Raw genomic sequence first — 17607 nt, forward strand, 5'->3', positions numbered from 1 at the left:
CGCGAATCCTTCGATCTTATGAACGCTTGAGCTTGGCCGCCTTGTCGGCGTCGTACCACCAGAGATTCGGGAATCCCGAGACGCCGTATTTCGGCAGCGGGTCGGGACGGCTGAAGCGATCCCAATACACGTAGCGCTGCTTGTCGTAGTTGAAGTGTGGGACGCAATAGAAGTTCCAGAGCAACACCCGGTCCAGCGCCTTGGCGGCGGCGATCTGATCGGCGCGGCTGCCGGCGAAGATGATGCGCTCGATGATGGCATCGACCGCCGGATTCTTGATGCCGGGGAGATTGTTCGAGCCTGGCCGATCGGCCGCCTGCGAGCTGAAATTGTCACGCTGCTCGTTGCCGGGCGAGATCGACTGCGGCCATACCTGGGTGACCATCTCGAAATCGAAATCGCGCACCCGGTTCTGGTACTGCACGGTGTCGACGGCGCGCAGATTGACGGTGATGCCGAGACGCTCCAGGCTCGGCTTGTAGAACAGCGCGATGCGCTCCATGCCGGAATCGCCGCTGATGCCGAGGATCTCGACCGTGAACGGCTGGCCGGAGGAATCGACCAGCTTGCGGTCGCGGATCTCGAAGCCGGCTTCCTTCAACAGCCGCGTCGCCTCGCGCAGGTTGGCGCGCACGTTTTCAGGCGTGCCTCCGACCGGATCCTTGTACGGCGTCGTGAAAACCTCCGGCGGCACCTTGTCGCGCACGGTCTCCAGGATCTCGAGTTCCTTGCCTTCCGGCAGGCCGGTCGCCATCAGATCGGGGATGCCGTCGAAATAGCTGGAATCGCGATGGTACTCGCCGGTCGACAGCACGCGATTCATCTCTTCGAAATCGAACGCGTAGTTGAAGGCGCGGCGCAGCCTGACATCGGTGAATTTCGGGCGCCTCAGGTTGAACACCCAGCCCTGCATCCGGCCCTGATTGCGGACGGTGAAGAGCTCCTTGAGCAACCGCTTCTCGCGCACCGGCGGCACGTCATAGGCCGACGCCCATTCCTTCGCGCTGCGCTCCCCGTACCAGTCGAACTGGTCGGCCTTCAGTGCCTCGCGCGCAACCGTGTCGTCGCGGAAATACTCGTAGCGCAACTCGTCGAAATTGTTCTGCCCCACCGCGATCGGGATATCCTTGCCCCAGTAATCCTTGACGCGCTCGAGCACCACGGATCGGCCGGCGACGAATTCCTTGATCTTGTAGGGACCGGAGCCGAGCGGCGGCTCCAGCGTGCTCGCGGTGACGTCGCGCTTGTTGCCCTGCGCGTCAGTACCCTCCCACCAGTGCCTGGGCAGGATGATGAGCTGGCCGGTGATCATCGGCAGCTCGCGGTTGCCCGGGCTGTCGAAGGTGAACTTGATGTCGCGATCGCCGACCTTCTCGGCCTTGGTGATGTGCCGATAATAGCCGCTGAACATCGGGCTATTGGCCTTCCACGCCTCGAACGAAAAGATCACGTCCTCGGGCGTGACCGGCTTGCCGTCGTGCCAGCGCGACCCCGGCCGCAGCCGGTAGGTCACGTAGGAGAAGTCATCTGGAAAGGTCGCGCCTTCGGCGAGTTCGCCATAATACGTGTCGGGCTCGTCGAGCGAAGCCTCCATCAGTGAGTCATAGATGCGGGCGACCGCGGCCGAAACCGTGCCCTTCAAGCCCGCAACCACGAGGTTGAAGCTGTCGTAAGTGCCGGGCTGGAACAACCGCACCACGCCGCCCTTGGGCGCATCCGGATTGACGTAGTCGTAGCGCTTGAAGTCGGCGGGGTATTTGATTTCGCCGTAGGTCGAGAGACCGTGCCGCCATTTCAGCCCGTTCGGGGCATCGTCGGCGAATGCCGGCGTGATCGCCGACAGGCTGGGGTTCAGTCCGAGCGCCGGCGCGATTGCCGCCAGTGCGCTGCCTTGAAGGAGGTGTCGTCGGGTGATCGCCAAATTCGGTCTTCCTGCTTGCAGCCCCGCCTAGATGGGACCCAATATAAGGCAACGGTTCGACAGATTACGTTGCTTTTTCCTCATGATAATTGCCCGGGAACAATACCGCTGCGGCGAAACGTCCCGATAACAAACCCGCGACAGCGGATTCCCCATGCGAAAACGGCCAGGCATTGCCTGGCCGTTTCGTTCGCGGGGTGGCGCGAAGCAAATCGTTACTTCGAGGCAGTTGGGATCGGAGCCGGGTGCTCCGAGTTCGAATTCAGGTAGGCGATGATGTCGGCGCGTTCGCTGTCCTTCGGAACACCGGCGAAGCCCATCGCGGTGCCCGGGATGAAGCCCTTCGGATTGGTCAGGAACTTGTTGAGGTCGTCGAAGGTCCAGGTGCCGCCCTTGCCCTTCATCGCGGCCGAGAAATTGAAGCCGCGGCCTTCACCCCTGGCCTCGTTGACGATGCCGTAGAGGTTCGGACCGACACGGTTGGGGCCGCCCTTTTCGAAGGTGTGGCAGGCGGCGCACTTCTTGGCGGCCGCGGCGCCCTTTTCGACCGAGGCGGTCTGCAACAGCTTTTCGATCGGCTCGGCCGGCGCCGCAGCAGCCTCGCCGCCGGCGCCATGGGACTCTTCCTTCACCGCGATCTCAAATCCCGGCTTCTCCGGCAGCTTCGCGGAAAACACCGATCCGGCGGCAAAGCTCATCACCAGGACGACGATGCAGGTGCCGAGAACCGCACCGAGGATTTTGTTGAGTTCGAAGGAGTCCATTTTCGGTCAGGCTCCGGGCCTTGAATGTCGACTTCAGGCCGGGAATACGGCCGCGGGGAAAGACCCGGGAATCGACCTTTCGTGCCTCCCCCCAGGCAGGGTTGAGATATCGGTTTGCCCGCGCTCTGGCAACCCGTATAAACGCGCCGAATTCAACCGCCTCCCCGGCAATTTCCGCAGCCCGGACGGGCCCCGACACGAATGACGCAATCCCGTACCTTGGTGCTGATTCCGGCCCGCATGGCCGCCACCCGACTGCCCGGCAAGCCGCTGCTCGATATCGCGGGCGCGCCGATGATCGTCCATGTGCTGCGGCGGGCCGAGGAGGCCGGGATCGGCCGGGTTGCGGTGGCCACCGACACGGCCGAGATCGCGGCCGCGGTGAAGGCCGCGGGCGGCGAGGTCGTGATGACCCGCGCCGACCATCCCTCCGGCTCGGACCGAATTCACGAGGCGATGACGATCCTCGACCCCGGCGGCAGCGCCGAAATCGTGGTCAATCTGCAAGGTGATTTCCCGACCATCACCCCGGACACGATCCGCAGCGTGATGCCGCCGCTGGCGGACTCCGCCGTCGATATCTCGACCCTGGCCTCGCAGATCCATACCGAGGAGGAGGATCAGGCCCCCAGCGTCGTTAAGGCGATCGGCTCCCCGATCGGTGCCAACCGCTTGCGCGCGCTGTATTTCACCCGTGCCACCGCCCCCCATGGCGACGGACCGCGCTATCATCATATCGGTCTGTACGCCTACCGCCGCGCCGCGCTGGAGCGATTCGTCACGCTGCCGCCCTCGCCGCTGGAGCAGCAGGAGAAGCTCGAACAGTTGCGCGCACTGGAGGCCGGGATGCGCATCGACGTCACCATCGTCGACACCGTCCCGCGCGGCGTCGACACCCCGGCCGATCTCGAAACCGCCCGCAGAATCCTTTCCAAAGCCTGAGCCGCATCTCTTTGTTGAGCATGATCTTTTCGGAAAACCGGTTTCCACTTTTCCGGATCATGCTCTAAAAAGCCACCCATGACCAAGAAACTGAAAATCGCGTTCCAGGGCGAGCCTGGCGCCAATTCCCATATCGCGATCGTCGAGGCCTATCCCGACGCCGAGCCGATGCCCTGCCCGACCTTCGAGGACGCGCTGGCCGCGATCGCCTCGGGCGAGGCCGATCTCGGCATGATCCCGATCGAGAATTCGGTTGCCGGCCGCGTCGCCGACATCCATCACCTGCTGCCGGCCTCGGGCCTGTTCATCGTCGGCGAATGGTTCTTGCCGATCCGCCACCAATTGATGGCGATCAAGGGCGTCAAGCTCGCCGACATCAAGAGCGTGGAGAGCCATGTCCAGGCGCTCGGCCAGTGCCGGCGCACCATCCGCAAGCTCGGCATCAAGCCTATCGTCGCCGGCGATACCGCCGGCAGCGCCCGCGATGTCTCCGAACGCGGCGACAAGAGCGTGGCCGCGATCGCCTCCCGCCTCGCCGCCGACATTTATGGCCTCGACATTCTCGCCGAGGATATCGAGGACGAGGCCCACAACACCACCCGCTTCGTGGTGCTGGCCCGCGAGGCCAAATGGGCCACGCAGGGCTCGGGGCCGCTGGTCACCAGCTTTGTGTTCCGGGTGCGTAACCTGCCCGCCGCGCTCTACAAGGCGATGGGCGGCTTCGCCACCAATGGCGTCAACATGACCAAGCTCGAAAGCTACATGGTCGACGGCAATTTCTTCGCCACGCAATTCTACGCCGATGTCGACGGTCACCCCGACGACCGCGGCCTCGCCTTTGCGCTCGAGGAATTGAAATTCTTCTCGCGCGAATTCCGCATCGTCGGCGTCTATCCAGGCCACCCTTTCCGCGCCACCTTCAGCGAAACGCAGGATTGAGTCGCACGCGCAATCTTTCCCAGCGTCGTCCCGGCGCAGGCCGGGACGACGCTCATGATGCGCCTTCCTTTTTCGCAAGCCCGAACGCTTCAGCCAGCAGGCCGTACGACTTCTTCCGCTCCGCGTGGTCGTAGACCGCGGTGATCACCATCAGTTCGTCCGCCTGGCTTGCAGCGACCAGCGGCTCCAGCTTCGTCATCACGGTGGCGGGGCTGCCGACGAACAGCCGCGCCCGGTTGCGCGCGATCGAGGCCCGCTCGGCGTCGGTGTAGGGATAGGCCTCCGCTTCCTCGACGCTCGGCAGCGGCAGATACTGGCCGCGATCGCGGCGCAGCCGGTTGAGATCCGCCGACAGCGCAAGCCGCTCGGCTTCCGCGTCGGTCTCCGCCGTGACGGCGGCAACCGCCAGGATCGCCTGCGGCGCCGCGCGCCAGCCCGACGGCTTGAAATGCGCGCGATAATTCGACATCGCCGCAACCGCGTCATGGGTGGCGAAATGATGCGCGAACGCAAAGCCCATCCCGACCTGGGCGGCGAGCTCGGCGGAATAATCGCTCGAGCCGAGCAGCCAGATCGGTGGCAGCGGCGAATCATCCGGCACCGCCACGACATTGTTGTAGGGATGGCCGGCCGGGAAATCGCGCGTCTCCCACAACGTCAATTCGTGCAGCCGCTCGAGGAAGTCGTCGCCCTCGCGGCGATCAAGCCGGCTGCGCAATGCGTAGGCGGTCGCGCCATCGGTACCCGGCGCCCGGCCGAGGCCGAGGTCGATGCGGCCCGGAAACAGCGCCTCCAGCATCTTGAACCGCTCGGCCACCACCAGCGGCGCATGGTTGGGCAGCATCACACCGCCGGAGCCGACCCGGATATGCTGCGTCACCGCCGCGATCTGGCCGATCATCAGATCGGGTGCCGGGCTCGCGACCGAGGCGAGGTTGTGGTGTTCGGCGAGCCAATACCTGACATAGCCGAGACCATCGACATGGCGCGCCAGATCGATGCTGTTGCGCAGTGCAGCGGCTGGCTTGGTGCCGGTGGTGACGACGGACAGATCGAGGACGGAGAGCGGGATCATGGCCGACAGCCTAGTGTGGCGTCATGAGGCGACAAAGACCCCCGGCGTGCAGAGCTGTCCCGCGAGGGAATGCCGGCACCGGTCACGGATATTGGGACAAAATACATCATTTCGTCCATAAGTCATCCTGCCCACGGACAGTTGCAATCCGCAACCGGATCAAGTATCATGAATTTAGTCGTTTTATATCAACAAATTATACTTGTATCCCACTAGACAAACCTTCTACCCACTAGCTGTCCCAGATCGCCGATTTTATCATCTACTCTTCCTAAAATGGGCAATTTCCCATATCCGATGGGCTGTTTGATCCGGCCCGTTTCGCTTATCTTGGGGCCTCCATATCCAGGCCAGCCATCTGCCTCGCGGAGCCGTTGCGTATCATGACCGAGACCGTTTCTCCCGTGCCGAATGGGCACCGTACGCCAAACGTTCCGAAAATCTCGTTCGAGTTCTTCCCGCCGAAGACCGAGGAGATGGAGCGCACGCTCTGGGACACGATCAATCGCCTGGCGCCGCTGACGCCGAATTTCGTCTCCGTCACCTATGGCGCCGGCGGCTCGACCCGCGAGCGCACGCATGCCACCATCGCCCGCATCCTGCGCGAGACCGATCTGCTGCCGGCCGCGCATCTGACCTGTGTCAGCAGTTCGCGGAGCGAGATCGACGAGATCGTCGACCGCTATCACGAGGTCGGCGTCCGCCACATCGTGGCCCTGCGCGGCGATCCGCCCGGCGGCATCGGTACGCCCTACTTCACCCATCCGGACGGCTACCAGAGTTCGGCCGAACTCGTCGCCGGCATCAAGAAACGCCACGCCGACATCGAGATCTCGGTGTCCGCCTATCCGGAGAAGCATCCTGAAGCCGCCGACTTCGACGCCGACATCGATACGCTGAAGGCCAAGGTCGATGCCGGCGCGACACGCGCGATCACCCAGGTGTTCTTCGACAACGACCTCTACCATCGCTATGTCGACAAGGTGCGGGCGCGCGGCATCGAGATTCCGATCGTGCCGGGCATCATGCCGATGCACAATTTCAAGCAGGCTCGCAATTTCGTCACCCGCGCCGGCACCAGCGTGCCGGGCTGGCTTGCCGAGAAGTTCGACGGCCTCGACCACGATGCCGAGACCCGTAAGCTGGTCGCGGCCACCGTTGCCGCCGGCCAGGTGCAGAAGCTGTTCAAGCGCGGCGTCGACACCTTCCACTTCTACACCATGAACCGCGCGGACCTGGTGTTCGCGGTCAGCCATCTGCTCGGCATTCGGCCGAATGGCGCACAGAAGGCTGCCTGATCCATGACCATTGCTGTCTCTGCCAAGCGTACCGCCTTGCTCGCGGCTGCCCGCGAACGGATCCTGGTGCTCGACGGCGCCATGGGCACGGTGATCCAGGGCCTGCTGTTCGACGAAGCCGCGTTTCGCGGCGAGCGCTTCAAGGATTTCCACCGCGACATCAAGGGCAACAACGACGTCCTGATCCTGACGCAAGCCAAGGCCATCGAGGACATCCACGCGGCGTATCTGCGCGCCGGCGCCGACATCGTCGCGACCAACACCTTCTCCTCGACCTCGATCGCGCAGGCCGACTACGACATGTCGGAGCTCGCCTATGAGCTGAACCTGCAAGGCGCCCGGCTCGCTCGCGCCGCGGCCGATCGCGTGTCGGCCGAAGACGGCAGGGAGCGCTTCGTCGCCGGCGCGCTCGGCCCGACCAACCGCACCGCCTCGATCTCGCCCGATGTCGCCAATCCCGGCTACCGCGCGGTGACCTTCGACGATTTGCGCAAGGCCTATCGTGAACAGGCCAGCGGCCTGCTCGATGGCGGCGCCGACATGCTGCTGGTCGAGACTATCTTCGACACGCTGAATGCCAAGGCGGCGCTCTACGCGATCGCCGAGCTGATGGAAGAGCGCGGCATCGACGTGCCGGTGATGATCTCCGGCACCATCACCGACAAATCCGGCCGCCTGCTCTCCGGGCAATTGCCGGAGGCGTTCTGGCATTCGGTGAAGCACGCCAGGCCGATCACGATCGGCTTCAACTGCGCGCTCGGCGCCGAGGATCTGCGCGGCCACATCGCCGACATCGGCCGCGTCGCCGACACCCTGGTTTGTGCCTACCCGAACGCCGGCCTGCCCAACGAGTTCGGCCAGTACGACGAGACGCCGGACTACATGGCGCGGCTGATCGGCGAATTCGCCGCTGCCGGCCTCGTCAACATCGTCGGCGGCTGCTGCGGCACCACGCCCGACCATATCGCGGCGATCGCCAGAGCCGTCGCCCCCCACAAGCCGCGCGTCGTGCCCGAGATCGAGCCGCGACTGCGGCTCTCCGGCCTCGAGCCGTTCACGCTGACCGACGCCATTCCGTTCGTGAACGTCGGCGAGCGTACCAACGTCACCGGCTCGGCGCGCTTCCGCAAGCTGATCACCGCGGGCGACTACACCGCGGCGCTTCAGGTGGCGCGCGACCAGGTCGAGAACGGCGCCCAGGTCATCGACGTCAACATGGACGAAGGCCTGCTCGATTCCGAGAAGGCGATGGTCGAGTTCCTCAACCTCGTCGCCTCCGAGCCGGACATCGCCCGCGTACCGGTCATGGTCGACTCCTCGAAATTCCACGTCATCGAGGCCGGCCTGAAGTGCATCCAGGGCAAGCCGATCGTGAACTCGATCTCGCTCAAGGAAGGCGAGGAGAAGTTCCTGCACGAGGCGACGGTGGCCAAGCGCCACGGCGCGGCCGTGGTGGTGATGGCGTTCGACGAGACCGGACAGGCCGATACGTTCAAGCGCAAGACCGAGATCTGCAAGCGCGCCTACGACATCCTGGTCGAGCGGCTCGACTTTCCGCCCGAGGACATCATCTTCGATCCGAACATCTTCGCGATCGCGACCGGCCTCGAGGAGCACAACAATTACGGCGTCGACTTCATCGAGGCGACGCGCTGGATCCGGCAGAACCTGCCGCACGCCCACATCTCGGGCGGCGTCTCCAACCTGTCGTTCTCGTTCCGCGGCAACGAACCGGTGCGCGAGGCGATGCACTCGGTGTTCCTGTACTATGCCATCAAGGCCGGCATGGACATGGGCATCGTCAATGCCGGGCAGATGATCGTCTATGACGACATCGATCCCGAGCTGCGTCAGGTCTGCGAGGACGTGATCCTCAACCGCGATCCCGGTGCCTCCGAGCGGCTGCTGGCGCTGGCGGAAAAATTCCGTGGCAAGGAGAAGCAGACCAAGGAGCAGGATCTCGCCTGGCGCGAATGGCCGGTCGAGAAGCGGCTCAGCCACGCGCTGGTGCACGGCATCACCGAGTACATCGAGGCCGATACCGAGGCCGCGCGGCAGAACGCGACGCGCCCGCTCGACGTGATCGAGGGGCCCTTGATGGCCGGCATGAACGTGGTCGGCGACCTGTTCGGCGACGGCAAGATGTTCCTGCCGCAGGTCGTGAAGTCGGCGCGCGTCATGAAACAGGCGGTGGCCTATCTGATGCCGTTCATGGAGGAGGAGAAGGCGCGCAACCGGGCCAACGGCGGCGCCGAGGGCCGCAACACGGCCGGCAAGATCGTGCTCGCCACCGTGAAGGGCGACGTCCACGACATCGGCAAGAACATCGTCGGCATCGTGCTCCAGTGCAACAATTTCGAGGTCATCGACCTCGGCGTGATGGTGCCCGCCAACAAGATCATCGAGACCGCCAAGGCCGAGGACGCCGACATCATCGGTCTGTCCGGCCTGATCACGCCCTCGCTCGACGAGATGAGCTTCCTCGCCGGTGAACTGGAGCGGCAGGGCATGAACGTGCCGCTTTTGATCGGCGGCGCCACCACGAGCCGCGTGCACACCGCCGTCAAGATCGACCCGAACTATCCGGGCGGCCCGGTCGTGCATGTCAATGACGCCAGCCGCGCGGTCGGCGTCGCCTCCTCGCTGCTGTCGACGGAGAAGAAGCAGGCCTATGCCGCCGAGGTTCGCGCCGAATACGCCAAGATTTCCGCGGCGCATTTCCGTGCCCAGGCCGACAAGAGGCGGCTGAAACTTCCCGACGCCCGCGCCAACAAGGTCACGATCGACTTCGCCGCGGCGCCGCCGAAGCAGCCGGCATTCCTCGGGCTGAAGAGCTTCGACGCCTATGATCTCGCCGAGCTCGCCGAATACATCGACTGGACGCCGTTCTTCCAGACCTGGGAGCTGGCTGGCCGCTTCCCGGCGATCCTCGACGATACCGTGGTCGGCGAAGTTGCACGCTCGCTTTATGCCGACGCCCGCAAGATGCTGGACCAGATCATCCAGGAGAAGTGGTTCACTGCCCGCGCCACCATCGGCTTCTGGCCGGCCAACGCCGTCGGCGACGACATCGCTGTTTATGCCGACGAGACCCGCACCAGGACGATCGCGACCCTGCACACGCTGCGTCAGCAACTCGAGAAGCGCGAGGGCCGGTTCAACGCCGCGCTGTCCGATTTCATCGCGCCAGTCGAGACCGGCGTGCCGGATTATATCGGCGGCTTCGTGGTCACGGCGGGGATCGGCGAGGACGCGGTCGCCGACCGTTTCAAGAACGCCAATGACGACTACTCGTCGATCCTGTGCAAGGCGCTGGCCGATCGCCTGGCGGAGGCCTTTGCCGAGCGCATGCATCAGCGCGTGCGCAAGGAGTTCTGGGCCTACGCGTCCGGCGAGGCCCTGTCGGCGGACGAACTGATCCTGGAGAAATACGACGGCATCCGTCCGGCGCCGGGTTATCCGGCGCAGCCCGACCACACCGAGAAGCAGACCTTATTCAAGCTGCTCGATGCCGAGAACACCGCTGGCGTGACGCTGACCGAGAGCTTTGCGATGTGGCCGGGCTCGTCGGTTTCCGGGCTCTACTTCAGCCATCCCGAAAGCTTCTATTTCGGCGTCGGCAAGATCGAGCGCGACCAGGTCGAGGACTATGCCGCCCGCAAGGCCATGACGGTCGCCGAGATCGAGCGCTGGCTGGCGCCGATCCTGAACTACATCCCATCGCAGGAAGCTGCCAAGGAGACCGTGATCGCACCGGCCGCGACGCCCGCCAATGACGAGACATCCAAGGAACTGGCCTCCAAGGAACTGGCCTCGCACCCGGCCGGCTGCACCTGCGGCGTGCATCTGGCGTGGCGGAAGAAGAAGGTGGGGGCGGGGTAGCTCTTTCCTCCCTTCTCCCCTTGTGGGAGAAGGTGTCGCGGACATTGTCCGCGACGGATGAGGGGTCTTTGTCCGCGGAGACAGGCCCTTCACCCGTCCGCGATGCCGCCGCATCGCGTCCCCCTCTCCCACAAGGGGAGAGGGAAGAAGAATGGAGCGCGTGCCCCATGCAGTTCTTCTCCTTCTGGCGATCGCTGGCGAGCTTTCGGGTACGGATCGCGCTCAACCTCAAGCAGGTGCCGACTGAGGCCGTGTTCGTCGACATCGATGCCGACGCGCATCGCGCCGATGCCTATCGCAAGATCAATCCGCAGATGGCGCTGCCGGCGCTGGTGACCGACGACGGCACGGTGCTGTTCCAGTCGCTGGCAATCATCGACTATCTCGACGAGACCTATCCCGATCCGCCGCTGCTGCCGGCCGATGCGCTCGGCCGCGCCCGGGTGCGCGGGCTGGCGCTGATCGTTGCCTGCGAGGGCCATCCGCTGCTGACGCCGCGGGTGCGCCGCTATCTCGACCGCGAGCTCGATCTGCGCGACAGCCAGCAGAATGCCTGGCGGCGGCACTGGACGGTGGAGACGCTGGCCGCGCTCGAAGGCCACCTCGCCGGCCACAAGGCGACCGGCCGGCTCTGCCACGGCGACACGCCGACCGTCGCCGACATCTGCCTGGTCGGCCACGTCACGGCGGCGATCAACCAGCAGATCAGCCTGTCGCCCTGGCCGACCGTGAAGCGCATCCACGAGGCCGCCGTGGCATTGCCGGCCTTCGCCAGGGCCCATCCTTCCGCCCAGCCGGACACGCCGGAGGCGATGCGGGCGAAATAATGGCGCTTTCCGGAACCTGAAGTTCCGTCAGGCGTTGGCGTTCGAGTGATCGCCCGGCCGCCGGCCATCATTGCGCTCATACCTGAAGGACTCTGATGCCGGAAACTGCAAGTCCGACGCCGCTTCTCGTCGTCTCCAACCATTTCGCCGGTCGACCTCGCACCTCTCTCCGCAGCGTCCTGAAAGCCGCCACAGCCGCGGATCACGCAGACCTCGACGCCACGCTCGGGACCATCGACCTCTCCACCCTCGCCGGCTATCGCCGTTTCCTCGAGATCAACGCCGCGGCGCTGCTGCCGCTGGAGCGTGCGCTGATCGCGGGCGGGGTTCGCAAGCTCGTCGCCGACTGGGATCGCCGCGCCCGCAGCCGCGCCATGCTGGCCGATCTCGCTGCGATCGGCGGCTCGGTCCAGCCACTTGATCCGCCCGCCATAGCCGATCGCCCTGCATTGCTCGGCACCCTGTATGTGCTGGAAGGCTCCCGCCTCGGCGCGGCGTACCTGCTGCGGCACGTCGACCGCACGGCCAATGCCCGCATTCGTGCCGCTACCGGCTTTCTTCGACATGGCACTGGCGAGCAGCTCTGGCCGAGCTTCCTCGCCTTGCTCGAGCGCCACGCTGCGGAGCTGACCGACGAGGATGACCTCATCGTACCCGCTCGCCGCGCCTTCGCCCTGTTCGCCACAGCCGCGAGCCAACCATGAAGCTGCAAGTCGACCTCACCAATTGCGACCGCGAGCCGATCCACATCCCCGGCAGCGTGCAGCCGTTCGGCTTCCTGATTGCACTGCAATCGGACTTCACGGTCTGCATGGCCTCGGACAATGTGGCGAGCTATCTCGGCCGCGAGCCTGGCCAGATCTTCCAGCGGCCGCTCGAGAGCATCTTCTCCGACGCCGCGATCGAGGCGATCCGAACCCGCGTCGACTATCTCACCGGCCCGGACGCCACCGAGCGCCTGTTCGGCGTGACGTTGCAGGACGGCGGAAGGCCGTTCGACGTCGCCATCCACTTCTCCGGCGCCTATCTCGTGATCGAGGCCGAACCGTCGGTGATCGAACCTGACGTGAACTCGGGCGAGCTGGTCCGCCTGATGCTCGGCCGGGTGCGCAAGACCCGTGGCATCACCGACCTGGCGCAGGAAGCCGCGCGCCAGGTCAAGGTCCTGACCGGCTTCGACCGCGTGATGGTGTATCGCTTCGCCGCCGACGGCTCCGGCGAGGTCATCGCCGAGGTCGCCAAGGCCGGTCTCGAAACCTTCCTCGGCCTGCACTACCCGGCCTCCGACATTCCGCAGCAGGCACGCGCGCTCTATACCCGCAACTGGCTGCGCATCATCGCCGACGTCAATGCGGCCCCGGTGTCGCTGCTGTCGACGGCGACTCACAGCGCGGGCCTGCTTGATCTCTCGATGAGCACGCTGCGCTCGGTGTCGCCGATCCATATCGAATATCTACAGAACATGGGCGTCGGCGCCTCGATGTCGGTCTCGATCCTGCGCGACGGCAAGCTGTGGGGGCTGTTCGCCTGTCACCATTACTCCGCGCACCACATCTCGTTCGAGCGTCGCACCGCGGCGGAGTTGTTCGGCCAGATGTTCTCCTGGATCCTGGAGACCCGCGAGCGCGAGGCGACCATTGCCTACGAGACGCGCGCCCAGCAGATCCAGGAACGGCTGATCGAGGCCGCCGCGACCCATGAGCACAGCCAGCGCGCAATCTTCGATTTCGTCGACGACTATCGCAAGATGATCGAATGCGACGGCATCGCGATCTGGTCCAATGGCGAGATCAAGCTGTCCGGCCAGACGCCGACGGAGGCCGAGGTCAAAGATCTGGTCGGCTTCATCAACCGGACCTCGCCAGGCCGCATCACCGCGAGCGCGGAGATCGCCAAGGTCTATGCCGCCGGCGGCGCCTTCCGCGACCGCGCCGCGGGCTTTCTCGCGGTGCCGATCTCGCGAGTGCCGCGCGACTGCCTGATCTTCTTCCGCCGCGAGGTGACCCAATCGGTCAACTGGGGCGGCGCGCCCGAGAAGGTCTACACCACGGGTCCGCACGGTCCGCGGCTGACGCCGCGCAAGAGCTTCGAGCTGTGGCAGGAGGTGGTGCATGGCCAATCCAAGCCCTGGACGCAGGCCGACCTGCATATCGCCGAGAGCCTGCGGATCACCCTTCTGGAGGTGATCCTGCAACTCGCCGACCTCGCCGCGCGCGAGCGCAAGGGCGCGCAGGAGCGGCAGGAGCTGATGATCGCCGAGCTCAATCATCGCGTTCGCAACATCCTTGGACTGGTGCGCGGCCTCGTCGCCCAGAGCAAGGACACCGCGACCAGCGTCGAGGAGTTCTCCGGCGTTCTCGGCGGCCGGATCCAGGCACTGGCCCGCGCCCATGACCAGATCACCAGCCTGAACTGGGCGCCGGTCGCGCTGAAGACGCTGGTGGAGTCGGAGGCCGGCGCGTATCTCGGCTCCCGGGCCGGACGCATCCAGATGGGCGGCCCGGACGTCGCGCTCGATCCCAAGGCGTTCGCGACGCTCGCGCTCGTGGTCCACGAAATGATGACGAACTCGGCGAAATACGGCGCGCTGGCCGACTCCACCGGGCAGGTCGAGATCGTCTGGAAGCTCGACCGCAATTCGAGCCTCGTCATCGACTGGAAGGAGAGCGGCGGGCCGCCGGTACAGCCGCCCTCGCGGCGCGGCTTCGGCACCACGATCATCGAACGTTCGATCCCGTTCGACCTCAAGGGCGACGCCGAGCTGCGTTTCGACCTGCTCGGCGTGCAGGCGAAATTCACGATCCCGGCGAATTTTGTGGAACTGATGTCGATGTCCGGTATCGCAACCAAGCTCGAATCCGAAGCCGATGCCGCGCAACGCATTTCCGGAACGGCGCTGATCGTCGAGGACAATCTGATCATCGCCATGGGTGCGGAGGTAATCCTGCTCGAACTCGGCGCGCGCCATGTCGAGACGGCCGCCTCGGTGTCGCAGGCGCTCGCCGCAATCGAGCGCAGCACACCGGGCTTCGCGCTGCTCGACCTCAACCTCGGCTCGGAGAACTCGATCCCCGTCGCGACCAGGCTGTCGGAGTTGAAGGTGCCTTTCGTGTTCGCCACCGGCTACGGCGAACGCGCCCCGATCCCGGCCGAACTGGAATCAGCGCCGGTGGTGCAGAAACCGTACACCCGCGACGTGGTGGAAGCAGCGCTAGCCAAGCTGCGGGATGCAGCGGGAGCCTAGATATCCTCTCCTGGCCATCCCGGCGACGGCTGTCGTGCCCATACCCCTCGGTCGGATCTGACGGAGCGGATCAAGCATCCGCATCGGATTAATGGCATGACCGGCTAGGCGACGATCCCGTGCAGCCCCAACCAGCCGGTGTAGAGACCGACCAGCACGATCAGCGCGGCCGATACGTAGGGCGCGCGCTGGGCGAAGCTGCTGAAGCCGCTCCAATGACGTTCGACATGACGAAGGCTCAGCGCGGCCGCAACGCCGGCTGAGACCATGGTGATCGCAAGGCCGATGCCGAAGCAGAGCACCAGCACGAAGCCGAGGCTGAACTGCTTGAGCTGGAGGCAAAGCAACAACACCGTGATCGCCGCCGGACACGGGATCAGGCCGCCGGTCAGGCCGAACAGGATGATCTGCCAGGTCGTGACCGTGCGCCCGGCAAAGCGCTTGCGGATGTCGGCGGCGTGCGCGCGCGCATGCGCATCGTCGGCATCGCCGAGATCCATGTGGTCATGCTCTTCGAACAGGATTTCCACACTGTCCGCCCGCACCGACACGCGCGCCTTGAAGGCATGCGGCTCCGGAATTTCAACGATGCTCTCCAGATAGCCGTTCTGCTCGGCGAAGCGGAAATATTGCTCGCTGCCGTCGGAGCGGATCGTGACGACTTCAACCTCGCCGGCGCCCGGCAGCGCGCCGGCGTCGCTCCGCAACCGCCAGCGCGGCGGCACGCCGTCCTCGAACATTTCGAGCGTCAACGGCTGCCCGGCCAGCACCAGCTGGCGCGTTTCGTCGTGATGATGATCGTGGTCATGGTGATGATCGTGTTCGGAATGCTGCTCGCGCCAGGTGCGCCAGGCCATCCAGGCCGCGATCGTGATGATGATCACCGCCGACACCAGTTGCAGCCAGGCTTCGCTGCGTTCACCGGACCATTGCTGGCCGAAATGCAGACCCGCGAGTGCGATGATCCAGACGATTGCCGTGTGCGAGATCGTCGCCGACAGGCCGAGCAGCACCGCCTGCAACACCGTGCCGCGGATCGCGACGATGAACGCCGCCATCATCGTCTTGGAGTGGCCGGGCTCGAGACCATGCAGTGCGCCGAGCAGGATCGCGCTTGGGATGAACAGCCATGCATGGGCGCTGCCCTGCTGGAGCAGCTGAGACAGATCGGCCATGTGCTTCACTTCCGGGCGAGCGCTACTTCAAATAGGTGCGAACGACGTCGATCAGGTCAGCGGCGCCCTGGGCTTTCTCGGGGTCCTTTTCCCGGGAGGGATCCACGACGTGATGGCGGATGTGATCCTCGAGCAATTCCGCAGTCAGTCCGTTGATGGCGCCGCGAACCGACGCCACCAGCATCAACACGTCGGCACAGCCGATCTCGGCCTCCAGCGCCCGCTCAACGGCCTCTAGCTGACCCTTGATGCGGCGAACGCGGCCGACGAGCTTGGACTTGTGCTTGATCGTGTGTGACATGATTGTAGTATAGGGGGGTACCCTATTTTCGGTCAAGCCTTGCGATACGCGGCTCCTGCGCCCCATGATGGCCATACGCCCCACCTCGCTCACCCGTCACGCCGGCTTTCGCAACTGGCCTGCCCCGGCCTGATGCATGGAACCGGCCAGCGGGCCTCGCTATTGTCGTGCGCCGCAGCCCGCGAAAACCCGTACGGAGCCCCACCAGGTGCTAAAGCTCTACAGGTCGGCGACCGATGACTGGCAGAGCATCGGCGCCGAATTGCCGTCCGAGATTATCTGGATCGATTTGCTTACTCCCTCGGAGGAGGAAAAGCGGTTCGTCGAGCGCGTGCTCGGCATCCGCGTCCCCACCGAGAGCTCGTTGGGCCAGATCGAGGCTTCCAGCCGCCTCATCAGCGACCACGACCGGCTTTATCTGAGCTCGCCGGCGGTGCGGCTCGACGCCAACAACGAGGCCGAGATCACCAATATCGGCTTCATCATCGGCCCGCGCGTGCTGGTCACGGTGCGGTTCGCGGCGTTGAGCACGTTCGACGATGTCATGAAGCGGATCGACACCGACAAGAGCCTGCAAAACGGCATGTGCGTGTTCACCGCGCTGCTGGAAGCCATGGTCGATCGCGGCGCCGACGTGCTGGAGCACCTCGGCGCCAAGACCGATCAACTGTCGCGGGGCGTCTTCAAGGGTGGCCTGGTGCGCACCAAGCGCCCGGTGCGCTCCAGCCGCAGGCTACGTGAAGCGCTCGAGAATATCGGCGAACTGGCCGATCGCCTGGCGAAGGCGCGCGACGTGCTGCTCGGCGTCGGCCGGGTCGCGTCGTTCGCCGACGACGTCGGCAATGAATGGATCACGTCCGCATCGAAGCGGCGGCTCGAGGCGGTTTCGCGCGATGTCGCCTCGCTCGGCGACTACGAGACGAGGCTGTCCGACAAGATTCAGCTGCTGCTCGACGCCGTGCTCGGCTTCATCAACATCCAGCAGAACGACCTGTTCAAGATCCTGACTATCGTGTCGGTGGTCGGCGTGCCCCCGACCATCCTGGTCGGCGTCTGGGGCATGAACTTCAAGGACATGCCGGAATTGGGCTGGGCATTTGGCTATCCGCTGGCCTGCGCGGTGATCGTCGCCAGCGGCCTGCTACCATTGTTCTGGTTCAAGCGGCGCGGCTGGTTCGATTGAGAGCCGGCGCGGAGTTTGAACCACCGCCGTGTTGTCGGCGTTGAGAAAGTGGCTGC

13 protein-coding genes are annotated in these 17607 nt (G+C 65.0%); 8 read left to right on the forward strand and 5 right to left on the reverse strand.

The features are described from left to right. Positions 1-16 precede the first annotated feature (16 nt). Together CWS35_RS02310 and CWS35_RS02315 are read right to left on the reverse strand one after the other, a co-directional pair. Positions 17-1921 (reverse strand): extracellular solute-binding protein, encoded by a 1905-nt coding sequence (locus tag CWS35_RS02310; RefSeq protein WP_100950551.1) that lies wholly within the window; start codon positions 1919-1921, stop codon positions 17-19. A 215-nt stretch (positions 1922-2136) separates the two neighbouring features. Continuing rightward, positions 2137-2685 (reverse strand): cytochrome c family protein, encoded by a 549-nt coding sequence (locus CWS35_RS02315; RefSeq protein ID WP_024581842.1) that lies wholly within the window; start codon positions 2683-2685, stop codon positions 2137-2139. A gap of 201 nt (positions 2686-2886) precedes the next feature. On the opposite strand from CWS35_RS02315, the gene CWS35_RS02320 reads away from it, so the two are divergent. Beyond that, positions 2887-3627 (forward strand): 3-deoxy-manno-octulosonate cytidylyltransferase, encoded by a 741-nt coding sequence (locus CWS35_RS02320; RefSeq protein WP_024581841.1) that lies wholly within the window; start codon positions 2887-2889, stop codon positions 3625-3627. A 78-nt stretch (positions 3628-3705) separates the two neighbouring features. After that, a complete protein-coding gene (locus tag CWS35_RS02325) occupies positions 3706-4566 on the forward strand; it encodes a prephenate dehydratase (RefSeq protein ID WP_100950553.1) in 861 nt (286 codons plus the stop codon). A gap of 52 nt (positions 4567-4618) precedes the next feature. Here CWS35_RS02325 and CWS35_RS02330 read toward each other — a convergent pair whose 3' ends face one another. Further along, positions 4619-5641 (reverse strand): LLM class flavin-dependent oxidoreductase, encoded by a 1023-nt coding sequence (locus tag CWS35_RS02330; protein ID WP_100950555.1) that lies wholly within the window; start codon positions 5639-5641, stop codon positions 4619-4621. Between the two features lie 383 nt (positions 5642-6024). Here CWS35_RS02330 and metF point away from each other — a divergent pair, with 383 nt between their 5' ends. The 5 genes from metF to CWS35_RS02355 all read left to right on the forward strand — a co-directional run bounded on the left by metF (position 6025) and on the right by CWS35_RS02355 (position 14892). Beyond that, positions 6025-6939, forward strand: coding sequence for a methylenetetrahydrofolate reductase [NAD(P)H] (metF, locus tag CWS35_RS02335; protein WP_100950557.1), 915 nt, complete (start codon positions 6025-6027; stop codon positions 6937-6939). Between the two features lie 3 nt (positions 6940-6942). Next, positions 6943-10821: a methionine synthase gene (gene metH, locus CWS35_RS02340; RefSeq protein WP_100950559.1), complete on the forward strand. Its 3879-nt coding sequence runs from the start codon at positions 6943-6945 to the stop codon at positions 10819-10821. A 167-nt stretch (positions 10822-10988) separates the two neighbouring features. Continuing rightward, on the forward strand, positions 10989-11648 hold the full coding sequence (gene maiA / locus CWS35_RS02345) for a maleylacetoacetate isomerase (RefSeq protein ID WP_100950561.1): 660 nt from the start codon (positions 10989-10991) through the stop codon (positions 11646-11648). 95 nt (positions 11649-11743) lie between these two features. Continuing rightward, complete coding sequence (locus CWS35_RS02350) at positions 11744-12352, forward strand: biliverdin-producing heme oxygenase (protein ID WP_157817062.1); 609 nt, start codon at positions 11744-11746, stop codon at positions 12350-12352. After that, positions 12349-14892 (forward strand): HWE histidine kinase domain-containing protein, encoded by a 2544-nt coding sequence (locus CWS35_RS02355; protein ID WP_024581834.1) that lies wholly within the window; start codon positions 12349-12351, stop codon positions 14890-14892. The genes CWS35_RS02350 and CWS35_RS02355 overlap by 4 nt, the downstream gene beginning before the upstream one ends. A gap of 104 nt (positions 14893-14996) precedes the next feature. Here CWS35_RS02355 and CWS35_RS02360 read toward each other — a convergent pair whose 3' ends face one another. Together CWS35_RS02360 and CWS35_RS02365 are read right to left on the reverse strand one after the other, a co-directional pair. Next, positions 14997-16067, reverse strand: coding sequence for a nickel/cobalt efflux transporter (locus tag CWS35_RS02360; protein ID WP_100950563.1), 1071 nt, complete (start codon positions 16065-16067; stop codon positions 14997-14999). Between the two features lie 22 nt (positions 16068-16089). After that, a complete protein-coding gene (locus CWS35_RS02365; protein ID WP_024581832.1) occupies positions 16090-16368 on the reverse strand; it encodes a metal/formaldehyde-sensitive transcriptional repressor in 279 nt (92 codons plus the stop codon). Between the two features lie 208 nt (positions 16369-16576). Between CWS35_RS02365 and CWS35_RS02370 the strand changes: the two genes are divergently transcribed. Further along, positions 16577-17551, forward strand: a complete 975-nt coding sequence (locus tag CWS35_RS02370; RefSeq protein WP_100950565.1) for a magnesium transporter CorA family protein — start codon at positions 16577-16579, stop codon at positions 17549-17551. Positions 17552-17607: the final 56 nt, after the last annotated feature.

It is taken from the genome of Bradyrhizobium sp. SK17 (assembly GCF_002831585.1).
Lineage (GTDB): Bacteria > Pseudomonadota > Alphaproteobacteria > Rhizobiales > Xanthobacteraceae > Bradyrhizobium.

Bases quoted from the DNA above. Each gene is read 5' to 3' on its own strand.
- CWS35_RS02315 (WP_024581842.1), bottom strand. From the start codon at position 2,685: ATGGACTCCTTCGAACTCAACAAAATCCTCGGTGCGGTTCTCGGCACC.
- CWS35_RS02320 (WP_024581841.1), top strand. From the start codon at position 2,887: ATGACGCAATCCCGTACCTTGGTGCTGATTCCGGCCCGCATGGCCGCC.
- CWS35_RS02325 (WP_100950553.1), top strand. From the start codon at position 3,706: ATGACCAAGAAACTGAAAATCGCGTTCCAGGGCGAGCCTGGCGCCAAT.
- CWS35_RS02330 (WP_100950555.1), bottom strand. From the start codon at position 5,641: ATGATCCCGCTCTCCGTCCTCGATCTGTCCGTCGTCACCACCGGCACC.
- metF (WP_100950557.1), top strand. From the start codon at position 6,025: ATGACCGAGACCGTTTCTCCCGTGCCGAATGGGCACCGTACGCCAAAC.
- metH (WP_100950559.1), top strand. From the start codon at position 6,943: ATGACCATTGCTGTCTCTGCCAAGCGTACCGCCTTGCTCGCGGCTGCC.
- maiA (WP_100950561.1), top strand. From the start codon at position 10,989: ATGCAGTTCTTCTCCTTCTGGCGATCGCTGGCGAGCTTTCGGGTACGG.
- CWS35_RS02350 (WP_157817062.1), top strand. From the start codon at position 11,744: ATGCCGGAAACTGCAAGTCCGACGCCGCTTCTCGTCGTCTCCAACCAT.
- CWS35_RS02355 (WP_024581834.1), top strand. From the start codon at position 12,349: ATGAAGCTGCAAGTCGACCTCACCAATTGCGACCGCGAGCCGATCCAC.
- CWS35_RS02360 (WP_100950563.1), bottom strand. From the start codon at position 16,067: ATGGCCGATCTGTCTCAGCTGCTCCAGCAGGGCAGCGCCCATGCATGG.
- CWS35_RS02365 (WP_024581832.1), bottom strand. From the start codon at position 16,368: ATGTCACACACGATCAAGCACAAGTCCAAGCTCGTCGGCCGCGTTCGC.